17 protein-coding genes and 1 pseudogene are annotated in these 25,308 nt (G+C 61.0%); 3 read left to right on the top strand and 15 right to left on the bottom strand.

Features of this window, described 5'->3' with window-relative positions; translation table 11 throughout:
• The 11 genes and pseudogenes from kdsA to pilM all read right to left on the bottom strand — a co-directional run.
• A partial coding sequence (kdsA, locus tag B7L71_RS05380; protein ID WP_081136472.1) for a 3-deoxy-8-phosphooctulonate synthase occupies positions 1-687 on the bottom strand: 687 nt, incomplete at its 3' end.
• Positions 688-697: 10 nt separating this feature from the next.
• On the bottom strand, positions 698-2,353 hold the full coding sequence (locus tag B7L71_RS05385; RefSeq protein WP_039180087.1) for a CTP synthase: 1,656 nt from the start codon (positions 2,351-2,353) through the stop codon (positions 698-700).
• 234 nt (positions 2,354-2,587) lie between these two features.
• On the bottom strand, positions 2,588-4,006 hold the full coding sequence (locus B7L71_RS05390) for an FAD-dependent oxidoreductase (protein WP_039180089.1): 1,419 nt from the start codon (positions 4,004-4,006) through the stop codon (positions 2,588-2,590).
• 32 nt (positions 4,007-4,038) lie between these two features.
• Positions 4,039-8,481: a glutamate synthase large subunit gene (gene gltB / locus B7L71_RS05395; protein WP_081136474.1), complete on the bottom strand. Its 4,443-nt coding sequence runs from the start codon at positions 8,479-8,481 to the stop codon at positions 4,039-4,041.
• A gap of 453 nt (positions 8,482-8,934) precedes the next feature.
• A pseudogene (aroB, locus tag B7L71_RS05400) lies at positions 8,935-10,040 on the bottom strand (3-dehydroquinate synthase).
• Positions 10,037-10,603, bottom strand: coding sequence for a shikimate kinase AroK (aroK, locus tag B7L71_RS05405; protein ID WP_039180095.1), 567 nt, complete (start codon positions 10,601-10,603; stop codon positions 10,037-10,039). Before aroK ends, aroB begins: the two are co-directional and overlap by 4 nt.
• Positions 10,603-12,618, bottom strand: coding sequence for a type IV pilus secretin family protein (gene pilQ / locus B7L71_RS05410; RefSeq protein WP_081136476.1), 2,016 nt, complete (start codon positions 12,616-12,618; stop codon positions 10,603-10,605). The genes aroK and pilQ overlap by 1 nt, the downstream gene beginning before the upstream one ends.
• Before the next feature lie 75 nt (positions 12,619-12,693).
• Positions 12,694-13,212 (bottom strand): pilus assembly protein PilP, encoded by a 519-nt coding sequence (locus tag B7L71_RS05415; RefSeq protein WP_232710855.1) that lies wholly within the window; start codon positions 13,210-13,212, stop codon positions 12,694-12,696.
• A complete protein-coding gene (locus tag B7L71_RS05420) occupies positions 13,209-13,853 on the bottom strand; it encodes a type 4a pilus biogenesis protein PilO (RefSeq protein ID WP_081136480.1) in 645 nt (214 codons plus the stop codon). The genes B7L71_RS05415 and B7L71_RS05420 overlap by 4 nt, the downstream gene beginning before the upstream one ends.
• A complete protein-coding gene (locus B7L71_RS05425) occupies positions 13,850-14,410 on the bottom strand; it encodes a PilN domain-containing protein (RefSeq protein ID WP_081136482.1) in 561 nt (186 codons plus the stop codon). Before B7L71_RS05425 ends, B7L71_RS05420 begins: the two co-directional genes overlap by 4 nt.
• Positions 14,407-15,468, bottom strand: a complete 1,062-nt coding sequence (gene pilM / locus B7L71_RS05430; protein ID WP_081136484.1) for a type IV pilus assembly protein PilM — start codon at positions 15,466-15,468, stop codon at positions 14,407-14,409. The genes B7L71_RS05425 and pilM overlap by 4 nt, the downstream gene beginning before the upstream one ends.
• 191 nt (positions 15,469-15,659) lie before the next feature.
• Here pilM and B7L71_RS05435 point away from each other — a divergent pair, with 191 nt between their 5' ends.
• Positions 15,660-18,188 (top strand): penicillin-binding protein 1A, encoded by a 2,529-nt coding sequence (locus tag B7L71_RS05435; RefSeq protein WP_081136486.1) that lies wholly within the window; start codon positions 15,660-15,662, stop codon positions 18,186-18,188.
• 103 nt (positions 18,189-18,291) lie between these two features.
• Here the strand turns inward: B7L71_RS05435 and B7L71_RS05440 are convergent, their stop codons facing one another.
• The 4 genes from B7L71_RS05440 to lhgO all read right to left on the bottom strand — a co-directional run bounded on the left by B7L71_RS05440 (position 18,292) and on the right by lhgO (position 23,217).
• Positions 18,292-20,304, bottom strand: a complete 2,013-nt coding sequence (locus B7L71_RS05440) for a TRAP transporter permease (protein ID WP_081136488.1) — start codon at positions 20,302-20,304, stop codon at positions 18,292-18,294.
• Positions 20,305-20,397: 93 nt separating this feature from the next.
• Positions 20,398-20,919, bottom strand: coding sequence for a DUF1850 domain-containing protein (locus B7L71_RS05445; protein ID WP_081136490.1), 522 nt, complete (start codon positions 20,917-20,919; stop codon positions 20,398-20,400).
• A 13-nt stretch (positions 20,920-20,932) separates the two neighbouring features.
• Entirely contained in the window at positions 20,933-21,892 is a 960-nt protein-coding gene (locus tag B7L71_RS05450) for a TAXI family TRAP transporter solute-binding subunit (RefSeq protein ID WP_081136492.1), read from the bottom strand.
• 131 nt (positions 21,893-22,023) lie between these two features.
• Positions 22,024-23,217, bottom strand: coding sequence for an L-2-hydroxyglutarate oxidase (gene lhgO / locus B7L71_RS05455; RefSeq protein WP_081136494.1), 1,194 nt, complete (start codon positions 23,215-23,217; stop codon positions 22,024-22,026).
• A gap of 111 nt (positions 23,218-23,328) precedes the next feature.
• Here lhgO and csiR point away from each other — a divergent pair, with 111 nt between their 5' ends.
• Both csiR and B7L71_RS05465 read left to right on the top strand, forming a co-directional pair.
• Positions 23,329-24,018 carry a DNA-binding transcriptional regulator CsiR gene (gene csiR, locus B7L71_RS05460; protein WP_016914862.1) on the top strand — a complete coding sequence of 230 codons (690 nt, stop codon included), beginning with the start codon at positions 23,329-23,331 and terminating at the stop codon, positions 24,016-24,018.
• A 100-nt stretch (positions 24,019-24,118) separates the two neighbouring features.
• Positions 24,119-25,297 carry an acyl-CoA dehydrogenase gene (locus tag B7L71_RS05465; RefSeq protein WP_081136496.1) on the top strand — a complete coding sequence of 393 codons (1,179 nt, stop codon included), beginning with the start codon at positions 24,119-24,121 and terminating at the stop codon, positions 25,295-25,297.
• Positions 25,298-25,308 lie beyond the last annotated feature (11 nt).

A 25,308-nucleotide genomic window follows, 5' to 3' on the forward strand; every position in this document is an offset into this window, starting at 1 on the left:
GGCCAGCTCGGCCACCTGGGCACGGCGGCCGTCGGCGCTATCGGCACGGCCACCGGGGCGCTGCAGGGCGTGGGTCACGTCGAAAAACACCGGATAGCCGGTGTGCTTCATATCGCCAAAGCCCAGCATGTCCACCACCAGGTTGTTGTAGCCAAAGCTGGTGCCGCGCTCGCAGAGCATCAGGCGGTCATTGCCCGCTTCCTGAAACTTGCTGAGGATATGGCGCATTTCATGGGGTGCCAGAAACTGCGGCTTCTTGATGTTGATGGCAGCGCCCGTCTTGGCCATGGCCACTACCAGATCGGTCTGGCGCGCCAGAAAAGCCGGAAGCTGGATGATATCGGCTACCTCGGCCGCAGGCGCTGCCTGCCAGGGCTCGTGCACATCGGTAATGATGGGCACGTTATAGCGCGCCTTGATATCGGCCAGGATCTGCAGCCCTTTTTCCAGCCCAGGGCCACGATATGAGTGAATCGAGCTGCGGTTGGCCTTGTCGAAACTGGCCTTGAAAACATACGGCATGCCCAGCTTTTGCGTCACGGCCACGTAAGCCTGCGCGACTTCATCGGCCAGTTCCGCCGACTCCAGCACGTTCATGCCGCCCAGCAGCATGAGTGGCAAAGAATTGCCGGCGGTTAAGCCGGCAACGTGGATGTGATGCTCTGGGAACGGGGATTGAGAAGACATGCTTCCCCCTTTATTCCTGAGGTGTGGCGTGGGCACGGGTACGTGCCGTCTTGTACTCGAGCGCGGCGTTGACGAACCCGGAGAACAACGGGTGGCCATCGCGCGGCGTGGAGGTGAATTCCGGATGGAACTGACACGCCACGTACCAGGGGTGGTCGGCAAGCTCGACCATCTCCACCAGCGACTGGTCCACGCTCTTGCCTGAAATCACCAGGCCTGCACGCTCCAGCTCGTCGATGAACTGGTTGTTGACTTCGAAGCGATGGCGATGACGCTCGACGATCTCGTCAGCGCCGTACGCCTCGCGCGCCTTGCTGCCTGACGTCAAGTGACACACCTGGCCACCCAGACGCATGGTGCCGCCCAGATCAGAGGCCGCATCGCGCAGCTCGATCTTGCCTTCGGCGTTGATCCACTCGGTAATCAGCCCCACTACCGGGTGCTTGGTGTCGTGGGTGAACTCGGTGGAGTTGGCATCTTTCCAGCCTGCCACGTTACGCGCGAACTCGATCACCGCCACCTGCATGCCCAGGCAGATACCCAGGTAGGGGATGTTGTTTTCACGGGCGAACTGGGCGGTCAGAATCTTGCCTTCGACGCCACGCTCACCAAAGCCGCCCGGCACCAGAATGGCGTCCTTTCCAGCCAGGCGCTCGGTACCGTGACGCTCGATATCTTCGGAGTCGATGTAGTCCACGTTGACCTTGATACGCCCCTGGATACCGGCGTGGATCAGCGCTTCGTTCAATGACTTGTAAGCATCCAGCAGCTCCATGTACTTACCGACCATGGCGATGCTGATGGATTTCAGCGGGTTGAGCTTGGCATCGAGTACCTTGATCCACTCGGAAAGATCGGCCGGTGCCGCTTCCAGGCGCAGCTTGTCGCAGACGATATCGTCCAGACCGTGCTCGTGGAGCATCAGCGGAATGCGGTAGATGGTGTCGGCGTCTTGCAGCGGCACGACCGCACGCTCTTCCACGTTGGTGAACAGCGCGATCTTGCGACGCTCGCTCTCTTCCAGCTCGACTTCGCTGCGGCAAATCAGAATGTCCGGCTGGATACCGATGGAGCGCAGCTCCTTGACGCTGTGCTGGGTCGGCTTGGTCTTGGTTTCGCCAGCGGTCTTGATATAGGGCACCAGGGTCAGGTGCATGTAGATGGCGCGGCTGGCGCCCAACTCGCTGCGAATCTGACGAATGGATTCCAGGAAGGGCAGCGATTCGATATCGCCGACCGTGCCACCAATCTCCACCAGCGCCACGTCGAAGCCTTCGCCGCCGGCGTAGACACGCTGCTTGATCTCATCGGTGATATGGGGAATGACCTGTACCGTGCCGCCCAGGTAGTCACCACGACGCTCCTTGCGCAGTACGTGCTCGTACACTCGGCCGGTGGTGAAGTTGTTGCGCTGGGTCATCTTGGTACGGATGAAGCGTTCGTAGTGCCCCAGGTCCAGATCCGTCTCGGCGCCATCCTCGGTGACGAACACCTCGCCGTGCTGGAAAGGACTCATGGTGCCCGGGTCCACGTTGATGTACGGGTCGAGCTTGAGCATGGTGACCTTAAGGCCGCGAGCCTCGAGAATCGCCGCCAGCGAGGCCGACGCGATGCCCTTGCCAAGAGAGGACACAACGCCGCCGGTCACGAAGATATATCGTGTCATGGAAAACCTGTCGAAACGTGATCAAAAGGCGTAACAGAAAGCCACACCAGGATGGGACGACAGAATAGCAGATTACACCCTTCGGCTCAATTTGAACTGAAATGGGCGCCGTGCCGGGTCGCGAGCTAAAGCTGCCGCCCACACTAACCACTGGCTACCCATAAGCAGTGGGAGGCCGATTTATCGGGCAAAGGGGTGCCTCAGGCACCCCCTATCAGCCGCCTCGTTACACGCTTAAACGCCCAGGTAGTCCAGAATGCCTTCAGCGGCCTGGCGGCCTTCATAAATGGCCGTGACCACGAGGTCCGAACCGCGCACCATATCGCCACCGGCAAAGATTTTCTCGTTGCTGGTCTGGAACGCATACTGGCCATGCTCGGGTGCCTTGACCAGATCCCAGTCGTTGACCTCGATATTGGCGCTTTTGAACCATGGGGCCGGGCTTGCCTGGAAGCCAAAGGCCACCACCACCGCATCGGCGGCAATGATCTCTTCGGAGCCGGGCACCACTTCCGGGCGACGGCGACCGTTTTCATCCGGCTCGCCCAGGCGCGTCCGCACGACCTTCACGCCCTCGACCTTGTCGTCCCCGACCACCGCCACCGGCTGGCGGTTGAACAGAAACTCGACGCCCTCTTCCCGGGCGTTGGCCACTTCACGGCGCGAACCCGGCATGTTCTCTTCGTCGCGGCGATAGGCACAGGTCACACTGGCAGCACGCTGACGAATCGAGGTGCGGTTACAGTCCATGGCGGTATCGCCGCCACCCAGCACCACGACCCGCTTGCCTTCCATGGAGATGAAGTCGCTGGGGTCTTTTTCGAAGCCCAGGCGGCGGTTGACGTTGGCAATCAGGAAGTCCAGCGCCTTGTAAACGCCGGGCAGGTCTTCGCCGGGGAAGCCACCCTGCATGTACTTGTAGGTGCCCATGCCCAGGAACACGGCATCGTACTCCTGCAGCAGCGTCTCGAACTCGATGTCGGTGCCGATTTCGGTATTCAGGCGGAACTCGACGCCCATCTCCTCGAAGACCGCGCGGCGGCGCTCCATGACATTCTTTTCCAGCTTGAACTCCGGGATACCGAAGGTCAGCAGGCCACCAATTTCCGGGTACTTGTCGAACACCACGGGTTTGACGCCGTTACGCGCCAGAATGTCGGCACAGCCAAGGCCCGCAGGCCCCGCCCCTACAATGGCGACCTTCTTGTCGGTCCAGACCACCTTGGACATGTCCGGGCGCCAGCCCATGGCAAAGGCGGTATCGGTAATGTACTTCTCTACGGAGCCGATGGTGACGGCACCAAAGCCATCGTTCAAGGTGCAGTCGCCCTCGCACAGGCGATCCTGCGGGCACACGCGGCCACACACTTCCGGCAGCGAGTTGGTCTTGTGGGACAGCTCGGCGGCTTCGATGATGTTGCCTTCCACCACCAGCTGCAGCCAGTTGGGAATATAGTTATGTACCGGGCATTTCCATTCGCAGTACGGGTTGCCACAGTGCAAGCAGCGATGCGCCTGACTGGCCGCATCGGTGGGCTTGAAGGGCTCGTAGATTTCCGCGAACTCTTTGGCACGGGTATGTGCCGGTTTTTTCTCGGGGTCTTTACGACCCACGTCGACGAACTGAAAATCGTTATTCAAACGGTTGGCCATGATCTCTCTCCTCGAAGCGTAGGCGCGGACGGTTATTGCGGCTGACGCCGGGATTGGTCCAGCAGACTGCCCAGGCTGGCGGCCTTGGGCTTCACCAGCCAGAAGTGGCGTGCGTAGTCGCTGAAGTCTTCCAGAATCGCCGCACCACGCGCAGAGCCGGTCGCCGCCACGTAGGCTTCGATCATTTCGCGCAGGTGACGACGATAGGCTTCCATCGCTTCGGTATTCACCCGGTGGATTTCGACCAGCTCGTGGTTGTACTTGTCCACGAAGGTACGATCTTCATCCAGTACGTAGGCAAAACCACCGGTCATGCCTGCCCCAAAGTTGACGCCCGTCTCACCCAACACACAGACCAGACCGCCGGTCATGTATTCGCAGCAGTGGTCACCGGCACCTTCGATCACCGCCGTGGCGCCAGAGTTACGCACGCCAAAGCGCTCGCCTGCCGTGCCCGCCGCAAACAGCGTGCCGCCGGTGGCGCCATACAGGCAGGTGTTGCCGATGATGGCGGTCTTGTGGCTTTCGAACTGGCTGACCCTGGGCGGCACGATCACGATGCTGCCACCGTTCATCCCCTTGCCCACGTAGTCGTTGGCGTCGCCTTCCAGGTAGAGATTCAAACCACGCGCGTTCCAGACACCAAAGCTCTGGCCCGCCACCCCTTTGAAGCGCGCGGTGACCGGCGCCGCTTCCAGGCCATCCTCGCCGTAGCGCTTGGCAATCGCCCCCGAGGTGAGCGCGCCCACGCTGCGGTCGCAGTTGGTGATGGTGAAATCGAAGGTGCCGCCGGACTGGGTGTCGATGGCCTCTTTCAGCGCCGCCAGCACTTCCTGGTTCTTGGCACCGGGGTCGTGGGGCACGTTGCGGCTGACCACGCAGAACTGCGGCGCGTCGGCGGGCACGAAATCGTTGGACAGCAGCGGCGTCAGATCCAGCTTGCGCTGCGACGCAGTGTTGCCTTCCAGCACTTCCAGCAGGTCGGTACGGCCAATCAGGTCAGTGAGTTTGCTCACGCCCAGCATGGCCATCAGCTCGCGCACTTCCTCGGCAATGAAGCGGAAGTAGTTCTTCACCATGTCCACGGTGCCGCGGAAATGTTCACCGCGCAGGAAGTCGTCCTGAGTAGCGACACCGGTGGCACAGTTGTTGAGATGGCAAATGCGCAGGAACTTGCAGCCCAGCGCCACCATGGGCGCCGTGCCAAAGCCGAAGCTTTCGGCCCCCAGAATGGCCGCCTTGACCACGTCCAGCCCAGTTTTCAGACCGCCGTCGGTCTGGAGACGAATCTTGTCGCGCAGGCCGTTGATCCGCAGCGCCTGATGCACTTCCGGCAGGCCCAGCTCCCAGGGGGAACCGGCGTGCTTGATGGAGGTGAGCGGGCTCGCTGCCGTGCCGCCATCGTAGCCCGATACGGTGATCAGGTCCGCGTAGGCCTTGGCAACGCCGGTGGCAATGGTACCGATGCCGGGCTCGGAGACCAGCTTCACCGACACCTGGGCATCGGGGTTGACCTGCTTCAGGTCGAAGATCAGCTGCGCCAGGTCTTCGATGGAGTAGATGTCGTGGTGCGGCGGCGGCGAAATGAGCGTCACGCCGGGCACCGAGTAGCGCAGGCGGGCAATCAGTTGATTGACCTTGCCGCCTGGCAGCTGGCCGCCTTCGCCGGGCTTGGCCCCTTGGGCAACCTTGATCTGCAGTACGTCTGCATTGACCAGGTAGGCCGGCGTCACGCCGAAACGACCAGAGGCGATCTGCTTGATCTTCGAGCTGCGGATGGTGCCGTAACGGGCAGGATCTTCACCGCCTTCCCCGGAGTTGGAGCGACCTCCGGCCTCGTTCATGGCCTGGGCCAGCGCTTCATGGGCCTCGGGGGAGAGTGCGCCCAGCGACATGCCTGCGCTGTCGAAGCGTGGAATCAGCGCTTCGATGGGCTCGACCTCTTCCAGCGGAATCGGCGTGGCCGCAGGCTTGAGCTTCAGCAGGTCACGAATGGTGGCCACGGGGCGCTCGTTCACCAGCTGCGCGAACTTCTTCCACTTGGTGTAGCTGCCCTCCTGCACCGCCGCCTGCAGCGCCTTGACCACATCCGGGTTATAGGCGTGATACTCGTGGCCATGCACGTACTTGAGCATACCGCCCTGAGAAATGCCCTTGCGAGGAATCCAGGCATCCTTGGCCAGCAGCTCCTGCTGCAGCTGCAGCTCGGCAAAGCCGGTGCCCTGAATGCGCGACGCCATGCCGACGAAACAGGTATCCATCACCTCATCGGCCAGACCCACAGCTTCGAACAGCATGGAGCCACGGTAGGACGCCAGCGTCGAGATGCCCATCTTCGAAAGAATCTTGAACAGCCCCTTCTGCAGGCCCTTGCGGTAGTTCTCGCGGGCATCTGCCGGGTTACCGGTGAGTTCGCCAGTGCGGTGCATGTCGGCCATCACCTGATAGGCCAGCCACGGGTAGACCGCCGTGGCGCCCACGCCGAACAGTACGGCCATCTGGTGGGCGTCGCGGGCATAGCCGGTCTCGACCACGATGTTGGCATTCGGGCGCAGCGCCAGACGCCCCAGGTGCGAGTGCACGGCACCCACGGCCAGGGCTGCCTGGATGGGCAGTTGGCCCTTGGGCAGTTCGGCATCGCTCAGTACCAGAATTACCTTGCCCGCCTTGACCTGCGCTTCGGCTTCCTGGCACAGCGCCACAATGGCTTGCTGGAGGCTGGTGCTTTCCGGGTCGTAACCCAGCGGCAGCAGATGGCTGGCAAATGCCGGGTCGTCCTGACTCACCAGCGCAGTGAACTTGCGTGGCGACAGCACCGGCGTGGTCAGGATCAAGCGGTGCGCGTGCTCCGGCGTGGCCTTGAAGACGTTCAGCTCGGCACCGCAGCAGGTTTCCAGCGACATGACGATCGCTTCGCGCAGCGGGTCGATGGGCGGGTTGGTGACCTGAGCAAACTTCTGACGGAAGAAGTCGGTCAGCAGGCGCGGACGGCTCGACAGGACCGCCATGGGCGTATCGTCGCCCATGGACCCGACGGCTTCCTGGCCGCTTTCTGCCAGCGGACGCAGCACCTGGTCGCGCTCTTCGAAGGTCACCTGGAACATCTTCTGCTGCACGTTCAAGGCATCGGTATCCATGGTCTGGAATCGCGCCAGCTCGGTCAGCGCCGACTCCAGGTAGCTGGCTTCCTGCTTCAGCCAACGCTTGTAGGGGTAGGCAGATTTCAGGCGGTCATCGATGTCCTGGGTGTGCAGCACTTCGCCGGTGTGGGTATCCACGGCCAGCATCTGACCAGGGCCGACTCGACCTTTGGCCACCACGTCTTCCGGCTGATAGCCGTAGGTGCCGATTTCCGACGCCAGCGTGATGTAGCCATTCCTGGTGATCACCCAGCGCGCCGGGCGCAGCCCGTTACGGTCGAGCATACACACGGCCTGACGGCCGTCGGTCATGACCACGCCAGCGGGGCCATCCCAAGGCTCCATGTGCATGGAGTTGTACTCGTAGAACGCCCGCAGCTCGGCATCCATGGTTTCCACGTTCTGCCAGGCAGGTGGCACCATCATGCGCACGGCGCGGTGCAGCTCCATCCCCCCGGTCAGCAGTACTTCCAGCATGTTGTCCATGCTGGAGGAGTCGGAGCCGGTGGTGTTGACGATTTCATCCAGCTTGGCAATATCGGGCAGACGCTCGTTGACGAAGTTCGCCTTGCGCGAGTTCGCCCAGCCGCGGTTGGCTTCGATGGTGTTGATTTCACCGTTATGTGCCAGCAGGCGGAACGGCTGCGCCAGCGGCCAGCGCGGCGCCGTGTTGGTCGAGAAGCGCTGGTGGAAAACACAAATGGCGGTTTCCAGGCGCGGGTCGTTCAGGTCCTTGTAGAAGGCTGGCAGGTCTTCCGGCATCACCAGGCCTTTATAGGAGACCACTTCGCTGGAAAGCGACGCCACGTAGAAGTCTTCATCGCCACGCAGGGCCTGCTCGGCATAGCGGCGCGCCATGAACAGGTCGACATCGAAGTTGTCGCTGCTGCCGGGCGCCACGAACAGCTGCTCGATACGCGGCAGGCAGTCCAGTGCCATGGGGCCACAGACGCTTGAGTCGATGGGCACCACTCGCCAGCCCAGCACGTCCAGGCCGCGGGCTCTCAGCTCGCCGACCAGGGTTTCCCTGGCCTTGCTGGCACGCGCATCGTCGTCAGGCAGGAATACCACGCCCACGGCAAAGCGCTCGCCCAGCGCCACACCGAGCGCCTCTTGAGCTGCCGCACGCATGAACTGCGCTGGCATCTTGAGCAGCAGACCACAGCCGTCGCCGGTTTTGCCGTCTGCCGCGATACCACCACGATGCGTCATGCAGGTAAGTGATTCAATGGCCGTTTTCAGCAAGTCGTGACTGGCCTGCCCTTCCATATGGGCAATCAGGCCAAAACCACAGTTATCGCGAAACTCGCCAGGCTGGTGAAGACCTCTATTCATTGGGCGTGCCTCTAGTCAGCGTATTTTACCAGCAGCGTTTTTATGGTATTATTTTGGGTTTTTCTTTTTTTATAGCTCTTATTACCCGCCTACAATAAGGGCTTTCCCGCATCCGCTGCTGCAAGAAAATGGTTGCTCAGCATAGCGATTTGCAGTCGCGTAGCGCAATCACCCAGAACTCGCCAACCGCAAAAAAACCTTGTCAAATCCTGTAGTTGCATGCTCAAACTACAAAAAAATACATACACTTCAAGCACTTGCACAGTCATTGCACGATTTTTAAACGCTGCCTACAAAGCATTAGACTTTGGTCTAAAATAAAGCAAAAAACCCATGCCGATAGCGCATAAGCCATGCTGATTGGATACTGGGAGCCAATAAAAGCCCGCCGTGGCGTGGGCGGGCTTTGCCAATATCATGACTGACGCATGATCAGCATCCGACGCTACCTCGTTAGGCGCGAGGGTAGCCGGTCAGCAGCTCGGTCAGCAGTTCCGGGGCGTGGCATCGCTGACGCAGGCATCCCCCAGCGCCTTGAGCAGCACCAAGCGCAGGCGCGCATCGACGTTTTTCTTGTCCAGGCGCATGCGCACCAGAAAATCATCGGCGCTCATATCGCGCGGCGCGGCCAGCGGCAGTCCGGCACTTTCGATCACCGAGCGAGTGCGCGCCAGCGCATCCTCCGTGATCCAGCCTAGCTGGCATGACAGCGTGGCCGCCATGGCCATGCCCGCCCCCACCGCCTCACCGTGCAGCCAGTTGCCATACCCTTGATGTGCTTCGATGGCATGGCCAAAGGTGTGCCCCAGGTTCAATAGCGCGCGAACCCCCTGCTCGGTTTCGTCTTCGGCCACGATGTCGGCCTTGATCTGGCAGCTTTTGGCAATCGCCTCGGCCACGATGCCTGGCTCCACCTGACGCAGGGCATCCATGTGCGCTTCCAGCCAGCCCAAAAAATCTTCGTCACGAATGAAGCCATACTTCACCACTTCGGCCAGGCCCGCCGACAGTTCCCGGGGCGGCAGCGTGGCCAGGGTATCGATATCGACGATGACGGCTTTGGGCTGCCAGAAGGCGCCTATCATGTTCTTGCCCAGCGGATGGTTCACCCCGGTCTTCCCGCCCACCGAGGAGTCCACCTGCGAGAGCAGGGTGGTGGGCACTTGAATGAACGCGACGCCACGCTGATAGGAGGCCGCCGCATAGCCCACCATGTCGCCAATCACGCCACCACCCAACGCAATGAGCGTACAGCGGCGATTGAACCCAGCTTCCAGCAAGGCATCCCAGATGCGGCTGACCTGTTCGATACTCTTGTATTGCTCGCCGTCGGGCAGCACCAGCGTGCGTACGTCAAGGTGGTCAGGCAAGCTTTGGCACAGCGCGTCGAGATAGTGCGGCGCAACGGTCTCGTTGGTGACCACCATGACTTGCTCACCCGCCAGGTAAGGCACGAACCGCTCAGGGCGATTCAACAGCCCCACGCCGATATGAATGGGGTAGCTTCGCTCACCCAGATCCACGTTCAGAGTGCGTTCTATGCCTGAGGGCTGTGTCATGACGATACCTTTGTTTGCGTTGTGCCGGTTGCTTCCAGCGGGTCGACCAGCCGGTGGACTCGGCGCAGAATTTCATTGACCACGGCGCGCGGGCTGCGACGATCCGTGCGCACGGTAATATCGGACGTAGCACGATAGAGCGGGTCACGGGTGGCGAACATGTCGTTGAGCACCTGCTCCCGGTCGGCGCACTGGAGTAGCGGACGATTACGGTCCTTGGCCGTGCGCTTGAGCTGTTGCTCCACGGTGGTCATCAGGTATACCACGGTACCGCGTTCACGCAGTGCACGGCGATTCTCTTCACGCAGCACCGCCCCACCTCCGGTGGCCACCACCACGCCAGAAAGCCGTGTCAGCTCGTCGATCATCTGGATTTCGCGCTGACGAAAACCGGGCTCCCCTTCCACGTCGAAAATCCACGGGATATCGGCACCGCAACGATCCTGTATGGCATGGTCGCTATCATGAAAGGAGCGCGACAGCTCCGCCGCCAACAGGCGACCTATCGTGCTCTTGCCAGCCCCCATGGGGCCGATCAAAAAAATATTGGGTAAATCCTGCATTAGCGAACCGCCAAACCATCATCAAGTAAACGAGGAGTAATAAAGACCAGTAACTCTACCTTTTCATTGCTCTCTTCGGTATAGCGAAACAGCCGACCGATAAAGGGCAAATCACCCAGCAGCGGGGTCTTGGCCATCTGGCTCAGCTGCTCGGTGGTCAGAATCCCACCCAGCACTACCGTCTGACCGTTGTCCACCAACACCTGAGTTTCGATCTGATTGGTGTCGATGGGCGGCTCACCGCCAAACTCGCTTTCCCGGAAACTGTCGTTCTTGATCACCAGATCCATGATGATACGGTTATCTGGGGTAATTTGCGGCGTGACTTCCAGCGACAGCTCCGCCTCCTTGAACTCGGTATCCGGGTTACCCTGTGCATCGACGCTCTGGAAAGCACGCTCTTCACCTTGGCGAATGGTGGCCGTGCGCTGGTTGGCGGTAATCACCCGTGGCTGCGAGATGGTCTGACTCTTGCCTTCGCTTTCCAGGGCACGCAGCTCCAGGTCGAGCAGAATATCCCCGGAGAGATAACCAAAGCTGAAACCGGTACTGGCCGCGGAGGCAGAGCCCAGGTCCACCGCCAGTCCGCCCTGGGCACGGTTGAGCCCTCCTGGGTTGATGTTACGCGGCACGAACTGCCCAGCATCGCTTTCCATGAAGCCTCGCGTGCTGGAGACGCCCCAGTTCACGCCCAACTCCCGGGAAGCGGTGTCTCGGGCTATCACGATACGCGCCTCGATCTGCACCTGGCGCACGGCCACATCCAGCCTGTCCAAAGTACGCATGATGTCGCGTACCTGTTCCGCGGTATCCTGAATGAGCAGCGTATTGGTGCGCTGGTCTACGCTGACACGGCCGCGGTCGGTCAGCAAGCCAAATCCGTCACCGCCACGCAACAGCTGCGCCAGGTTCTCTGCCCGCGCATACTTGACTTCGACGAATTCGGTAATCAACGGGGCCTGGGTCTGCTGCTGGTTGCGTGCCTCGATCTCCTGCCGCTCCAGGTCGGCCAGCTCGTTGGCGGGGGCCACCACGATGACATTGCCCTGCTCACGGCTGGAGAGCCCCTGGCTTTGCAGGATCAGCGCCAACGCCTGATCCCAAGGTACGTCGTTCAGGTTCAAGGTGACGCGCCCCGTCACGCTGTCGCTGGCCACCAGGTTCAGGCCGGTAAACTCGGCCAGCGTCGCCAGCACGGCACGCACTTCGATATCCTGGAAGTTGAGACTCAAGCGCTCGCCAGTGAACGACTGCCCTTCGCGCTCGCGCTGCTGTTGAGGCGCTTGGCTGGCCGGCTGGACCTCGATGGTCAGCGTGCGGCCACTCTGCGAGGACAACATGGCGTAAGGGCCCTCCGTTTGCAGCTCCAGCAGCGTGTCACGCTGCCCGGAACGGGGCGTGATGCGGGTAACCGGCGTAGCAAAATCGGTGACATCGTAAATCTGGTTCAAGGCATCGGGGATGTCCACGTCACGCAGTTCGGCAATCACGCGGCCACCGCTGCCTTCTCGCACCTGTGTCACCACCCCGTCACGGTCGAAGGTCACCAACAAACGCCCCGAGCCATCCGTACCCCGGCGGAAGTCGATGTTACTGACCTGAGGGCCTTGAGCGGTTGCCAGGCCTCCTTGAGGCGAGGCATCAGGCGAGAGCGTAATCCTCAACCGATCCCCATCAACCCGCGAGGTGTACTCCAACGGCTGGCTCAGGTCGACCACCAGCCGCGTTCGGCCATTGCCTTCCAGCGCCGTGATGCGTTCGACACCTGCACTGCCGACATTGATGCGACGCTGTGCCAAGCCGCTTTGCGTATCGGCCAAGTCCAGCGCCAGACGCGGCGGCGCATCCAGGCGATAGCCGCTCAGCTCCGCCACGCCACCGCTGAACTGCAGCAGCAGCTCCACATCGCCACGCGAGGTTTCTCGAACGTCCAGCGCCGTGAGCACGGAACCCCAGGCCAGCGCAGGCATCATGGTAAACAGGGAAAGCGTTATTTGGCGGAGCGCGATGGCCATAAAAGTCATCCAGTAACTGAAAAAGGTCGACACTATTGTAAGGGCGAAACTATTGGGCAGCAGACGCGGGGCGGTTTACTCCAACGTCAGCGCCGCCGGGCGCTCCTGCCAGCCTTGCTGCTGATCGAAAACGCGCTCGGCCAGACGCACTTCCTGCGGCGCTATGGCCGTAATGCGGCCATGGTCAGTGCCCAGGTAGTCGCCCACCCTGACACGGATCACGCTGCCATCCGGAGCAGCGATCATGCCCACCTGCTGACCGCCCATACGCAGCGTACCCACCAGGCGCAGCGATGACAGAGGAAACTGCTCCAGCGGCTCGGGAGAACGCTGCTGGTCGGGGGCCAACGCACTTTCCAACAGAGCCGTCGCGGCCTGGGTACGAATGCTCTCGGGCGCTAAAAAAGGGCTTCGCGCATCACTATAACGGTAAGCGACGGCTCGGTAATCGGGGATCGTCGGTATTTCTACCGGCGGCTGCCCCGCTGGGCTGCGCCGGATGTCGCTGAGCTGTTCGTCCAGCTCGCCAAGGTTGGCTTCTCCACACCCGGCCAGCAGCAACAGTCCCCCTACCATGCCTGGCCACCGCCTCATGGCGTGCCCCCCTGCTGTGCATCTTCTATATAGCTATACGTACGCGCCAGTAACGACATACGTAGCGTATCGCTGCCCTGCTCGACCGGCACCAGCGTGACATCCTGCTGGGTAATGATCCGCGCCTGCTGGCTGATATCTGCCGCAAAGCGCGCCAATTCGTGATACCCGCCCCTGACCTGAATATCGAACGGATGCTCTACATAGTGGGTATTACGCACCGTAGGCCGTAGGCGAATGGTCTCGATGGTCAGGTTATTGCTCACCGCGGCATCGCTGATGCCGTCCAGCAGCGTCGGGATTTCCGCACTGGTGGGCAGCATGGCGCGCATCGAGGCAATCTGCTCTTCCAGCAACATCAACTGGTCGCGCACTTCCGGCAAGAACGCGGCCTCGCCGACCTTGCCACGATACTCCCCCAACAGGCGCACTTCCTGGCGCTGCGCCGCCTCCAACGCGGCGCGTTTCTCGCCAAGCAGCCACCAGCTCAGACCACCGAACACGATGACGAATGCCAGCAAGCAGCACAGGCCTTTCAACAAGGTGGGCCACTCGCCCGCCTCTTTTATATTCAGCGCTTGCCAATCGACGCTCTGCAGACGCTGCCACTCGTCACGCCACCGCTGTCGGCTCCAGATCATGGCGCTGACTCCTCGCTACCGGGCAGCACTTGCACCACCTCGAACTGAAAAACCCGGCTGGTGCCATCCTGGCCGCTGGCAACTTCCGACAACAGCGGCACTCCCAAGCCTGGCATGTCGGCGATTTGACGAAGCTGCTCGGATACCTGCCACTCGTTACCGGCCATGGCCGAAATACTGACACGGTCACCACTGCGCGCCAGACGCTGATACACCACACCATCGACCACGCTGGCGGCGATGTCATTGAACAACTTGACCGTGCTGGCCCGCTCGCCCTGCAGCGTTTGAAACAGCGTCAATTGCTCACCCAAGCGAGCTACCGAGGCCTGATAGCGCTGCACATCGGCAATTTCACTGTTCAAACACTCGAGCTGTTGCGTGATGTACGCATTGCGCTGCTGCTGCGCTGCCAGCTTCTGCTGATAAAGTTGCGAAGCGCCCAGCCCCAGGCCCACCGCCAGCAGCACCATCATGATCAACAGTTTGTAAAAGCGCTGTGTTCGGCGCTGGCGGCGCGACTCACGCCAGGGCAGCAGGTTGATGGTAATACTCATCGCCCGGCCCTCATGGCCAGCCCACCGGCGGTCAGCATGGTATGCGCATCATTGGTGAGGCCTTCGATGTTAAGCCGTTTGTTGATCCGCATGCGTTGAAACGGGTTGGCAATGGTCACCGGCATGCCGCTATCGTCGGCGATGCGTTCTGCCAGCCCGGGAATCACGCTGGACCCGCCAGCCAGAACGATATGCTGCACTTCGTGCTGGCGGCCAGCGGTGTAGTAAAGCTGCAGAGAGCGCCCTACCTGTTGCACGACCGTATCGAGAAACGGGTTGAGCACTCTCTCCTGATAGTCATCGGGCAAGCCGCCGCGTTTCTTGGCAAATCCGGCTTCTTCGATACTGAGCGAATAGTGATCGCGGATGGCATCGGTCAACTGCTTCCCGCCAAAGACCGTGTCGCGGCTATAGACGATATGGCCACCGCGCACCACATGGAAGGCATTCATATTGGCACCGATATCCACCAGCCCCACGCAGGCGCTGGGGTCACTATCCACCTTCAACTGACAGCGCAGCTCGGCCAACGAGCGCTCCATGGCGAAGGTTTCCACGTCGACGGCAGCGGGTTCGAGCCCTGCACGCTCCAGGGTTTCGGTCAATTGGGAGACATCCTGCTGGCGGCAAGCGACCAGGATGACCTGCTGCTGTTCTTCATCGGAAGGCGCAGGGCCCAGGCAGTGAAAATCGAACGCCACTTCACTGAACGGAAAGGGGATATGGCGGTCAGACTCGGCGATGATCCGCTCTTCTATTTCGTCTTCGCTGAGCGAGACGGGAAATTGAAGTGTTTTGGTAATCGCGGCGCTGGCGGGAACAGCGACGGCCGCCTTACGCGTCGAAGGCTTGGCATGCTCCACTGCCCGACTCAACACGTTGGCCACATCGTTGATATCCCGGATACGCCGCTCGACCACTGCGCCTTCACGCAGAGGGCACACGGCGTAGCTTTCTACCTGAAAGTTGTCATTGCTCTGCTTGAGTTCGAGCAGCTTGACGGTCGCCGAGGCAATATCGACACCAATCAACCCTTTACTGGGTGTTAGTAAGCGCATGTTGAGTTCGGCTCCGCCTGCCTATCGTGCAAGTTTCGAGGTTACATGATTTTTGCCTGGGGCACACGCCGATGCCTCTACGCCATATCAACACTGGTGGCCGCTGCTTCCCCTTCCTATAATGGCAGCCATTGCGCGCTATGGCGGTTACACCACCATACCTACTCTCTTTTCATGGGTGCCCACTGTTCATGACGTTTTTACGAACTCTAGTGCTGTCGCTATTTTCGCTGGTCGTTGCGCTGATGGGCGCCACGGTACTGGCGGTCATCGGCGCGGCGATCTATTTCTCTCCGGGGTTACCCGACGTTCGGCAACTGCAGAATTTCGAGCTGCACACACCGTTACGCATCTACACCAATGACGGCAAGCTGATTGGCGAGTTTGGTGAAGAGCGCCGCATGGCGATCGACTTCGATGAAATCCCGGACGACATGGTCAACGCGCTGATTGCCGCCGAGGATGCCAGCTTCTTCAACCATGCCGGTGTCGACCCTCGTGGCCTGGCCCGGGCAGCGGTCGAGCTGGTACAGAGCGGTGGTGCCATTCAGTCCGGTGGCTCCACCATCACCATGCAGGTGGCACGTAACTACATGCTGACGCTGGATCAGACGTTCACGCGTAAAATACGCGAGATCCTGCTGGCCCTGCAGATGGAAAAAGTGCTCAGCAAAGAGGAGATCTTCGAGCTCTACGTCAACAAGATCTTCCTTGGCAACCGCGCCTACGGTATCGCCGCGGCAGCGGAAACCTACTACAACAAGCCGCTGGCCGAGCTGAGTCTGGCCGAAACCGCCATGATTGCAGGCCTGCCCAAGGCGCCGTCTGCCTTCAACCCGCTGGCCAACTCCGAGCGCTCGCTGATTCGCCGTAACTGGATCCTGTTCCGGATGCGCGAACTGGGCTACATCGATAACGAAGCGTACCAGGCCTCAGTGCAGGCCCCGGTCACCGCCCGTCGTCACTTCACCCAAACCGAAGTGGATGCCGCCTACGTCTCGGAGATGGCGCGCCAGTACGCCATCGAGCGCTTTGGCGATGCGGCCTATACCGGCGGCTACCGCATTTACACCACCATCGACAGCACCATGCAGCCCTTCGCCCGTCAGGCGCTGGCCAACGGCCTGATTGCCTATGACCTGCGTCACGGCTGGCGTGGTGCCGAGCAGCGTGAAATTGCGTCCAGTCTGGTCGAAGCCCAGGAACAGACCAACACCCAGGGCTTAGAAGAAGAGCTCTCGGAGTCTCCTGAAATTCGCCAGACCGCCCGCCAGGCCGCCCAGCGCAGCCAGACGGAAGTGGACGGTGTCGATGGCGACGTGAGTAACTGGCTGCAGGTACTCGAGCGTACGCCCAACTACGGCCTGCTGCGCCCCGCCATCGTGGTCGAAAGCAGTGGCCGTGAAATGCAGGTACTCACCCGTGGCGGTGAACTGCACACCATCACTTGGAGCGGCTTGAGCTGGGCGCGCCCCTACCTCAGCCCGCGCAGCCGCGGTGCCGAACCCAGCAGCGCCAGCCAGATTGCCGAGCGTGGCGACCTGATTCGCGTCATCGAGAACGACGATGGCTCCTTGCGCCTTTCCCAGCGCCCGGATGCCGAAGGCTCACTGGTAGCCCAGGACCCGCGTACCGGTGCGATTCTGGCCCTGCAAGGTGGCTTCGACTTCAACGCCAGCAAGTTCAACCGCGCCGTGCAAGCTCAGCGCCAGTCGGGCTCCATCTTCAAGCCGTTCATCTATTTAGCGGCTCTGGAAGATGGTGAAATGAACGCCGCCAGCGTCGTCAATGACGCGCCGGTCGTGCTGGACGACGGCAGCAACGCCCTGTGGCGCCCGGTGAACTCCAGCCGTGACTTCCAGGGCCCCATGCGCCTGCGCCCTGCGCTGGCTCGCTCTCGCAACCTGGTCACCATTCGTGTGCTACAAACCATGGGGCTGGATCACACGATCCAGTATCTGGAAGGGTTTGGGTTTGCGCCCCAACGCCTGCCGCGCGGCCTGTCGCTGGCGCTGGGCAGTGCCGACCTCACCCCGCTGGAAATGACCAATGCCTACGCCGTGATTGCCAACGGCGGCTTCCAGGTCTCCCCCTGGTTCATCGACCGGATTACCCGCGACGATGACAACGAGTTGATCGACGAAGCCACCCCGCAAGTGGCCTGTGCCAGCTGTGCCGAAGGCCAGGAAACCGTGGAAATCGATGGCAAGACCTACCCCGTTGCGCCCCGCGTGGCCGATGCGGCGGCGGTGTATATCCTGCGTGACATGCTGCGCGACGTCATTACCTCGGGCACTGGCCGTGCAGCGCTCAGCCTGAACCGCGATGACATCGTGGGCAAGACGGGCACCACCAACAGCCAACGGGATGCCTGGTTCGCGGGCTTCAACGGCGACCTGGTGACCACCGTTTGGGTGGGCAAGGACAGCAATGAAACCATCGCCGAGTACGGTGCCAATGCCGCCCTGCCCATCTGGATAGAGTTCATGGGGGATGCCCTGGCAGGCTCGCCCTCAGCGATTCCCGAGCGGCCTTCCACGGTCATATCGGCACGCGTGGACGCCTCCACTGGGCGACGCCTGCACGATGACCAGTCAGGCGGTATTTCCGAGCTGTTCCACCGCGACCACTTGCCGGACTATCAGGCCCGAGGCATCAGCCAGGAGCTGGAAGAAGCCAGCGGCTCGCAGGGGTCAGGCGCGGCAGAGTCGATCTTCTAACCGCCCGTCAGGGCCGCGCTGCGAAATAGCCTGGCCTGAACCGCAGGCATGAAAAAGCCCGGGAACCTCTCAAGGTTTCCGGGCTTTCTTTTGGGGATGGCCGTTAGCTCGGTACGCTCAGAACTTCACGACGGCTGGCCTGCCAGTTGGCTGCGATGACCACGCTCATGACCACCACGCCGACGACTTCTGTCCACAGGCTGGGGTAGAACACCGCGAAGATCGCGCCACCAATGGCCAGACGCGGCAGCCATGACATGCGCGTAAACAGATAGCCCTCCAGCGAAGCGGCAAACGCCCCCAGCGCCAGGATGGCAATGACCCCGTTCCAGATCACCACCGGCACCGGGCCACCCACGATGATTTCCGGGTTGAACACCATGAACAGCGGAATCAGGTAGAGGCCCTTGGCAAACTTCCACGCCTGCACGCCGGTCTCCATGGGTTTACTGCCCGCAATCGCTGCCCCGGCAAAGCCTGCCAGGGCGATGGGAGGCGTCACGTTGGAGTCCTGGGAGTACCAGAACACCACCAGGTGAGCGATCAGCAGCGGCACGCCGAACTCGGCGGTCAAGGCCGGACCGACCAGTACGATCAGCACGATATAGCTGGCCGTTACGGGCAGCCCCATGCCCAGAATCAAGCTCGCCAGCAGGACCATCACCAGCGCCAGCACCAGGTTACCGCCAGAGAAGGCCAGCATCATGGAGGAGAACTTGAGCCCCAGGCCGGTCAGCCCTACGACACCTACGATGATGCCCGCCACGGCACAGGCCATGGAAACCGCCACGGCATTGCGCGCGCCCAGCTCCAGCCCTTGCACAAGCTTCACCAACCCTGCCCACAGCACGCCCCTGGTGCGCTCCAGGGTCACGGGCTGGCCCTGTTTGGGGGCCACGAAGAAGTACCACAGCGCGTAGCGAATCACCGCCACGGCAATCATGGTCACCACCGCGTAGTAGCCCACTCGCATGGGCGACATGCTCATGGCCAGCAGCCATACCAGCACCGCCAGCGGCAGCAGGAAATGCCAGCCATCCTTCATTACCTGGCGCATCTGCGGCAGCTCGCTCTTGGGCATGCCCTGCATGCCTTGCTTCAAGGCGATGATGTGGACAAAGAGATACACCGTGGCAAAGTACATGATGGCCGGCAGAATACTGATCTTGACGATTTCCAGGTACGGCGTATTGGTGTACTCGGCAATCAGGAACGCCCCGGCCCCCATCAGCGGCGGCATGATCTGCCCACCGGTAGAGGCCGCCGCCTCGATGCCGCCCGCCTGCTTCGGCTTATAGCCCAGCTTTTTCATCAGCGGAATGGTGAACGCTCCGGTGGTCACCACGTTGGCGATGGCACTGCCAGAAATCGACCCCATGCCCGCAGATGCCAGCACCGCCGCCTTCGCCGGGCCACCACGCTGCCTGCCCGTGGCTGCGTACGCCATATCGATGAAAAACTTGCCCGCCCCCGTGCTTTCCAGGAACGCGCCAAACAGGACGAAAATGAAGATATAGGTCGCCGCCACGCCCAGCGGTAGGCCGAAGATACCTTCCTGCCCCAGATAAAGCTGGCCCGCCACGCGGTCGAGGCTGTAGCCACGGTGGGCCAGAATGCCGGGCATCCACTCGCCCAGCCAAGGCAGCTCGCCCCTTGGCCCGGCAAAGGCATAGATGATCGCCAGAAGGCCAATGATCGTCATGCCCAGGCCCACCGCACGGCGACTGGCTTCCAGTACGGTCACCGTGGCAATACAGGCCACCAGAATGTCCGTCTCGTTCCAGAACCCGGCGCGGCTGAAAATGGCGTCCAGGTTGAGCACCAGATACCCCCCGGTGATCAGCGCCCCGGCAAAAAAGATAAAATCGATCCCCCAGCCCAGCACACCGCGTTTACGGTGAGGGCCAAAGGCAGGAAACATCAGAAACGCCAACAGCATGATCAGCGCAAGGTGGATACTGCGCTGATAGAAGAGACCCAGGGGTTGAATGCCCGCAGAATAGAGTTGGAATAACGAAAGCCCCACGGCAACAATGGTGATACACCACAGCACGATGCGGGGTTGAATCGCATTCCCGCCCGGCATGATGACCGGCGGTGGAGTGGATTCGTTCATGAAGTCCTCGGAAGCGTTAGCAAACTTATACGTTATGTAATAGCGCCAGGCGTGGTACACCCGGCTTTATATGATGTGCTTGGCATCAGGCTGTCATTGACAGATATCGTCATGGGGTAAAACGTCGCGAGCCTCCATCAGTTGAATCGTGACACGCTGCCCGGCCACCCGCTCGCTCAAGCTGCACACGGCATGCTCACCATCGGGCCAGACCACCTGATGGTTTACCGCGAGAGCCCCCACCCGTAGCGCGTAGCGGTTATTGGGCACCGATTCGTTAATCTCATTGATCCAGTAGCCACCCTCCCCATCCGACACTTGCTCGCCACGTCCAAGGACATGCCCGAGCCCAGCGGCAAAATCCGGCTGATGGCTACGCTCCAGCTGCAGCGTTCCTGCCGCATTGCGGTAGCAGTCCAGGACCCTGAAATGCTTCACCGAGTGCTGCCACTGGATGCACCAGCGGCTACCGCTGGGTGCCGCGACATTCAGCAGCGCCTGATGCTCTTCCGTCGTGACGACCAGACGCTGCGACGCCGAAGCAGGGGCAGCCCCCGCTTCGGCGCACATGCCGCTCATCGTGAAAAGCGCCACCAGTGGAAAACACCACCGCATAGCGACTACGCGATTAGGGGCGCAGGTTGTCAGGGATATCCGCACCGACTTCTTCGAAGTAACGGATAGCACCCGGATGCAGCGGCACCGGCGTAGAGCCCATGGTGAACTCGACGGTAGTGTCATTGGCGGCCGGGTGAACGGCGATCAATTCATCGATGTTTTCGAACAGCAGGTGGGTCAGTTGGTAGGCCAGCTCTTCGTCCAAATCGGCGTTGACGACCAGTACGTTAGGAATACCAATGGTCTGGACCGCTTCGTCCATGCCGTCGTACATGCCCGCGGCCAGTTCATAAGGGGCGAACACCGCTTCCACTTCCTGGGCGTTGGCAATCTCTTCGTCGGACAGGCCGATCAGGCGAATGTCGCGCGTGGCAGCAAGGTTGAGAATCGAGCTGGTGGGCGGACCAACGCTCCAGAAACCGGCGTCGATATCGCCATCACGGATGGCATCGGCGGTTTCGTTGAAGTTCAGGCGCTGGGGAGTGAAGTCGCTGTAGCTGACGCCGTTGGCTTCCAGCAGGGCACGCGCGTTCAGCTCGGTACCACTGCCCGGCGCACCGACGGAAACACGCTTGCCCGCCAGGTCCGCAATGCTGTGAATGTCGGAATCGGCTAGGGTCACGAGCTGTACCGCGTTCGGGTAGACCGAGGCCAGCGCACGGGTATTCTCGATCTGACGACCTTCAAAATCACCCGTGCCGGTATAGGCCTGGTAGGCGGTATCGGCCAGCACCAAGGCCAGGTCGGCATCACCGCGCATGATCAGCCCCATGTTCTCGACGGAAGCACCTGTCACTTCGGCGGTCGCCTGAGCGCCATCGATATGGTTGTTGATCATTTCGGCAAAGCCACCACCGATCGGGTAGTAAACGCCGCCGGTGCCACCGGTCGCAATGGAGAGCTGCTGGGCGCTGGCGGGCAGTGCAGCCGCCAACATGGTCGCTGCAACGGTGTATTTTAGTTTGTTCATTGGAATTGCCTCCGTCCTGCTTGGACTTATTGATTATGGTTGACGTAAAGGAGGTAAGAAGCCAGTTTCTCGCCGCCGTCAGCGGCGTCGAGAACGGTATTTAAACGTTAGCACGGCAGTTGCGTTAGATACTAATCCAACAACGTTTTCACCTGCTCCACGATATGCGCACCAATGGGTAGCGCCGAGGTCGCCGCAGGCGATGGCGCGTTGCCCACGTTGACCGTGCGCGGAGTATTCACGAACAGGAAGTCATCCACCAGCCGACCATCGTTGGAGACCGCCTGAGCGCGTACGCCCGCCGGGTAAGGGGTCAAATCCTCCAGGGTCAGGCTCGGGCAGTACTTGCGTACCAGCTCCAGATAGCCGCGCTTGTAGAGCGAGTTTTTCATCTCCACCAGCCCAGGCTTGAGATGCTTGCCCAGCACTTTCAGGATGCCTGGGTGGCTGAACATCTGCCCCATATCGCGTAGCGACATGTCCTGCTTGCGATACCCTTCGCGCTTGAGCGCCAGCACCGCATTGGGCCCAACGGTGACCGTCCCGTCGATCATGCGGGTCAGGTGAACACCCAAAAAAGGCATGGCAGGGTCGGGAATCGGGTAGATCAGGTGGTTGACGATGCGGTTGTGGCGCTCGGGAAGCAGGTAGTATTCGCCACGGAAGGGGCAAATCGTGAAGCCGGGGTCCTTGCCCAGCATGCGGATCACCCTGTCGGCCATCAACCCCGAGCAGGAGACCAGGTAGCGGCTGGTGAAGGTCTCATGCTCGGTGGTCACCACGACCTCATCGGCCCGCTCGTCAAGGCCCGTCACGCAGTGCTCGAAGCGAATCTCGCCGCCCAGCCGGGTGAACTCGGCGGCCATCGCCTGGGTGACTTCGGCATAGTTCACGATGCCGCTGGAAGGCACGAAAATGCCCGCCACACCGGTAATGTTGGGCTCGCGCTCCTTCAGCGCCGCGGCCTCCAACCACTCCCGCTCCAGACCGTTGGCCGCCGTGCGCTCCCAGAGCGCTTCCATACGCTGCTTTTCCAGCGGGTTGGTGGCCACCAGCAGCTTGCCGCAGATGTCGTAACCCACGCCATGCTGGTCACAGAACTCGCGGGTCGCACGGTTACCCTCCAGGCAAAACTTCGCTTTCAGGCTTCCTGGCGTGTAATACACCCCGGCATGAATCACGCCGCTGTTATGGCCGGTTTGATGCTGAGCGGGGCCTGCTTCCTTTTCCAACACCAGCAAGCGTTTGTCCGGGTAGGTCTGTTGCAGCTGCATGGCGGTGGAAAAACCCAGTATGCCGCCGCCGACAATGATGAAATCCCACATGAATGTCGTTACCTGTGCCAAATTTTCAAAATTTATTGATAATAGCCGTTATTCTACGTTGACCGCCACGCCCCTACATTGGTCTAAGCCACACTGATCCAAGGAGTCCCCATGGAGCACGATGCACCGCGCCAGAACCTGGCGATTAGCGCTTACCACGCGCTCAAGCAGGACATCATTCGTGGCCGCTATGCCCCCGAAGAGAAGCTCTTGATGAGCCGTTTGAAAGAGTATTACGGCGTGAGCACCGGCCCCCTGCGTGAAGCGCTGTCACAGTTGGTCGCCGACCGACTGGTCGTGGCCATCAGCCAACGGGGCTACCGGGTGGCGGCCATGTCGCTGGCCGAACTGAACGATATCTACGACGCTCGCGCTCAGTTGGAAGGGCTGATTTTGCGCCTCGCCATCGAACGTGGCGACGACGACTGGGAAGCCAACGTGCTGGCCACGGCGCACCGCCTGGCCAAAGTCACCGACGTCAGCTCCCCCGACGAACTGCTGGACGGCTGGGATTTACGCCACAAGGCGTTCCATACCGCCATTGCCAGCGGCTGCAACTCCCCCCATCTGCTGCAGATGCGCAACACCCTGTTCGATCAGGTAGAGCGCTATCGCCACCTGTGGCTGCAAGAGACCGTCATGTCGCCCCAGGCGCTGGACATCAAGCGCCAGGAACACGCGGCGCTGGTCGACGTCATTCTCGCCCGCAACACCGAGCAGGCGGCCGATCTGATGCGCGACCACCTGATGACCCCAGTGCCTATCATTACACGGGTACTGCAAGCCCGCGGCATCGATTGAATGCCGGGCGATTAAATTCTGCGTTTTAAAAAAATGTAGATATTTTTAAATAACGGCGATACATTGAGCTCAACAAGATCATCTTTCGGAGTTCAACGCCATGACACGCTTCAACTGGGACGACCCGCTGCTTCTCGAACACCAGCTCACCGATGAAGAGCGCCAGATTCGTGACGCCGCTCGCGACTACTGCCAGGAAAACCTGCAGCCACGTGTGCTGAGCGCTTTCCGCGAAGAGCATTTCGATCGTGACATCATGTCCGAGATGGGCGAGCTGGGCCTGTTGGGCGCCACCGTTTCCCCGGAATACGGCGGCGCGGGCGTCAACCACGTGGCTTATGGCCTTATCGCCCGTGAAGTGGAGCGTGTCGATTCCGGCTACCGCTCGGCCATGAGCGTGCAGTCATCGCTGGTGATGCACCCCATCGAAGCGTATGGCTCCGAAGAGCAGAAACACAAATACCTGCCCAAGCTGGCCAGTGGCGAGATGGTGGGCTGCTTCGGCCTGACCGAACCCGACCATGGCTCCGACCCGGGCTCCATGATCACCCGTGCAGAAAAAGTCGATGGCGGCTACCGCCTGACCGGGGCGAAGATGTGGATCACCAACAGTCCGATTGCCGATATCGCGGTGGTCTGGGCCAAGTCCGCTGCCCACGATAATCAGATCAAAGGCTTCATCGTCGAGCGTGGCACCGAAGGCTTCTCCACCCCGAAAATCGAAGGCAAGGTCTCTCTGCGTGCATCGATCACCGGCGAAATCGTCCTCGACAACGCTTTCGTGCCTGAAGAGAACCTGCTGCCCAACGTTAGCGGTCTGAAAGGTCCTTTCGGCTGTTTGAACAAGGCACGCTACGGCATCGCCTGGGGCGTGATGGGCACCGCTGAGTTCTGCTGGCACGCTGCCCGTCAGTACACCCTGGACCGCAAGCAGTTTGGCCGCCCGCTGGCCGCCAACCAGCTCATCCAGAAGAAGTTGGCCGACATGCAGACGGAGATCACCCTGGGGCTGCAAGCCGCCCTGCAGGTGGGTCGCCTGATGGACAGCGGTAACTGGGCGCCGGAAATGATCTCGCTGATCAAGCGCAACAACTGTGGCAAAGCGCTGGACATCGCCCGGGTGGCGCGCGACATGCACGGTGGCAATGGCGTCTCCGACGAGTACGGCGTGATCCGCCACATGGTGAACCTGGAGTCCGTGAATACCTACGAAGGTACCCACGATGTGCACGCCCTGATTCTGGGCCGCGCACAAACCGGCATTCAGTCGTTCTTCTAACGTCGTCATCA

The sequence above is a fragment of the Halomonas sp. BC2 genome (assembly GCF_002078115.1).
In the GTDB taxonomy this organism is placed as follows: Bacteria; Pseudomonadota; Gammaproteobacteria; order Pseudomonadales; family Halomonadaceae; genus Vreelandella; species Vreelandella stevensii.

Excerpts from the sequence above, each read along its gene's own strand:
- B7L71_RS05385 (WP_039180087.1), bottom strand. The coding sequence starts at position 2,353 with ATGACACGATATATCTTCGTGACCGGCGGCGTTGTGTCCTCTCTTGGC.
- B7L71_RS05390 (WP_039180089.1), bottom strand. The coding sequence starts at position 4,006 with ATGGCCAACCGTTTGAATAACGATTTTCAGTTCGTCGACGTGGGTCGT.
- gltB (WP_081136474.1), bottom strand. The coding sequence starts at position 8,481 with ATGAATAGAGGTCTTCACCAGCCTGGCGAGTTTCGCGATAACTGTGGT.
- aroK (WP_039180095.1), bottom strand. The coding sequence starts at position 10,603 with ATGCAGGATTTACCCAATATTTTTTTGATCGGCCCCATGGGGGCTGGC.
- pilQ (WP_081136476.1), bottom strand. The coding sequence starts at position 12,618 with ATGGCCATCGCGCTCCGCCAAATAACGCTTTCCCTGTTTACCATGATG.
- B7L71_RS05415 (WP_232710855.1), bottom strand. The coding sequence starts at position 13,212 with ATGAGGCGGTGGCCAGGCATGGTAGGGGGACTGTTGCTGCTGGCCGGG.
- B7L71_RS05420 (WP_081136480.1), bottom strand. The coding sequence starts at position 13,853 with ATGATCTGGAGCCGACAGCGGTGGCGTGACGAGTGGCAGCGTCTGCAG.
- B7L71_RS05425 (WP_081136482.1), bottom strand. The coding sequence starts at position 14,410 with ATGAGTATTACCATCAACCTGCTGCCCTGGCGTGAGTCGCGCCGCCAG.
- pilM (WP_081136484.1), bottom strand. The coding sequence starts at position 15,468 with ATGCGCTTACTAACACCCAGTAAAGGGTTGATTGGTGTCGATATTGCC.
- B7L71_RS05435 (WP_081136486.1), top strand. The coding sequence starts at position 15,660 with ATGACGTTTTTACGAACTCTAGTGCTGTCGCTATTTTCGCTGGTCGTT.
- B7L71_RS05440 (WP_081136488.1), bottom strand. The coding sequence starts at position 20,304 with ATGAACGAATCCACTCCACCGCCGGTCATCATGCCGGGCGGGAATGCG.
- B7L71_RS05445 (WP_081136490.1), bottom strand. The coding sequence starts at position 20,919 with ATGCGGTGGTGTTTTCCACTGGTGGCGCTTTTCACGATGAGCGGCATG.
- B7L71_RS05450 (WP_081136492.1), bottom strand. The coding sequence starts at position 21,892 with ATGAACAAACTAAAATACACCGTTGCAGCGACCATGTTGGCGGCTGCA.
- lhgO (WP_081136494.1), bottom strand. The coding sequence starts at position 23,217 with ATGTGGGATTTCATCATTGTCGGCGGCGGCATACTGGGTTTTTCCACC.
- csiR (WP_016914862.1), top strand. The coding sequence starts at position 23,329 with ATGGAGCACGATGCACCGCGCCAGAACCTGGCGATTAGCGCTTACCAC.
- B7L71_RS05465 (WP_081136496.1), top strand. The coding sequence starts at position 24,119 with ATGACACGCTTCAACTGGGACGACCCGCTGCTTCTCGAACACCAGCTC.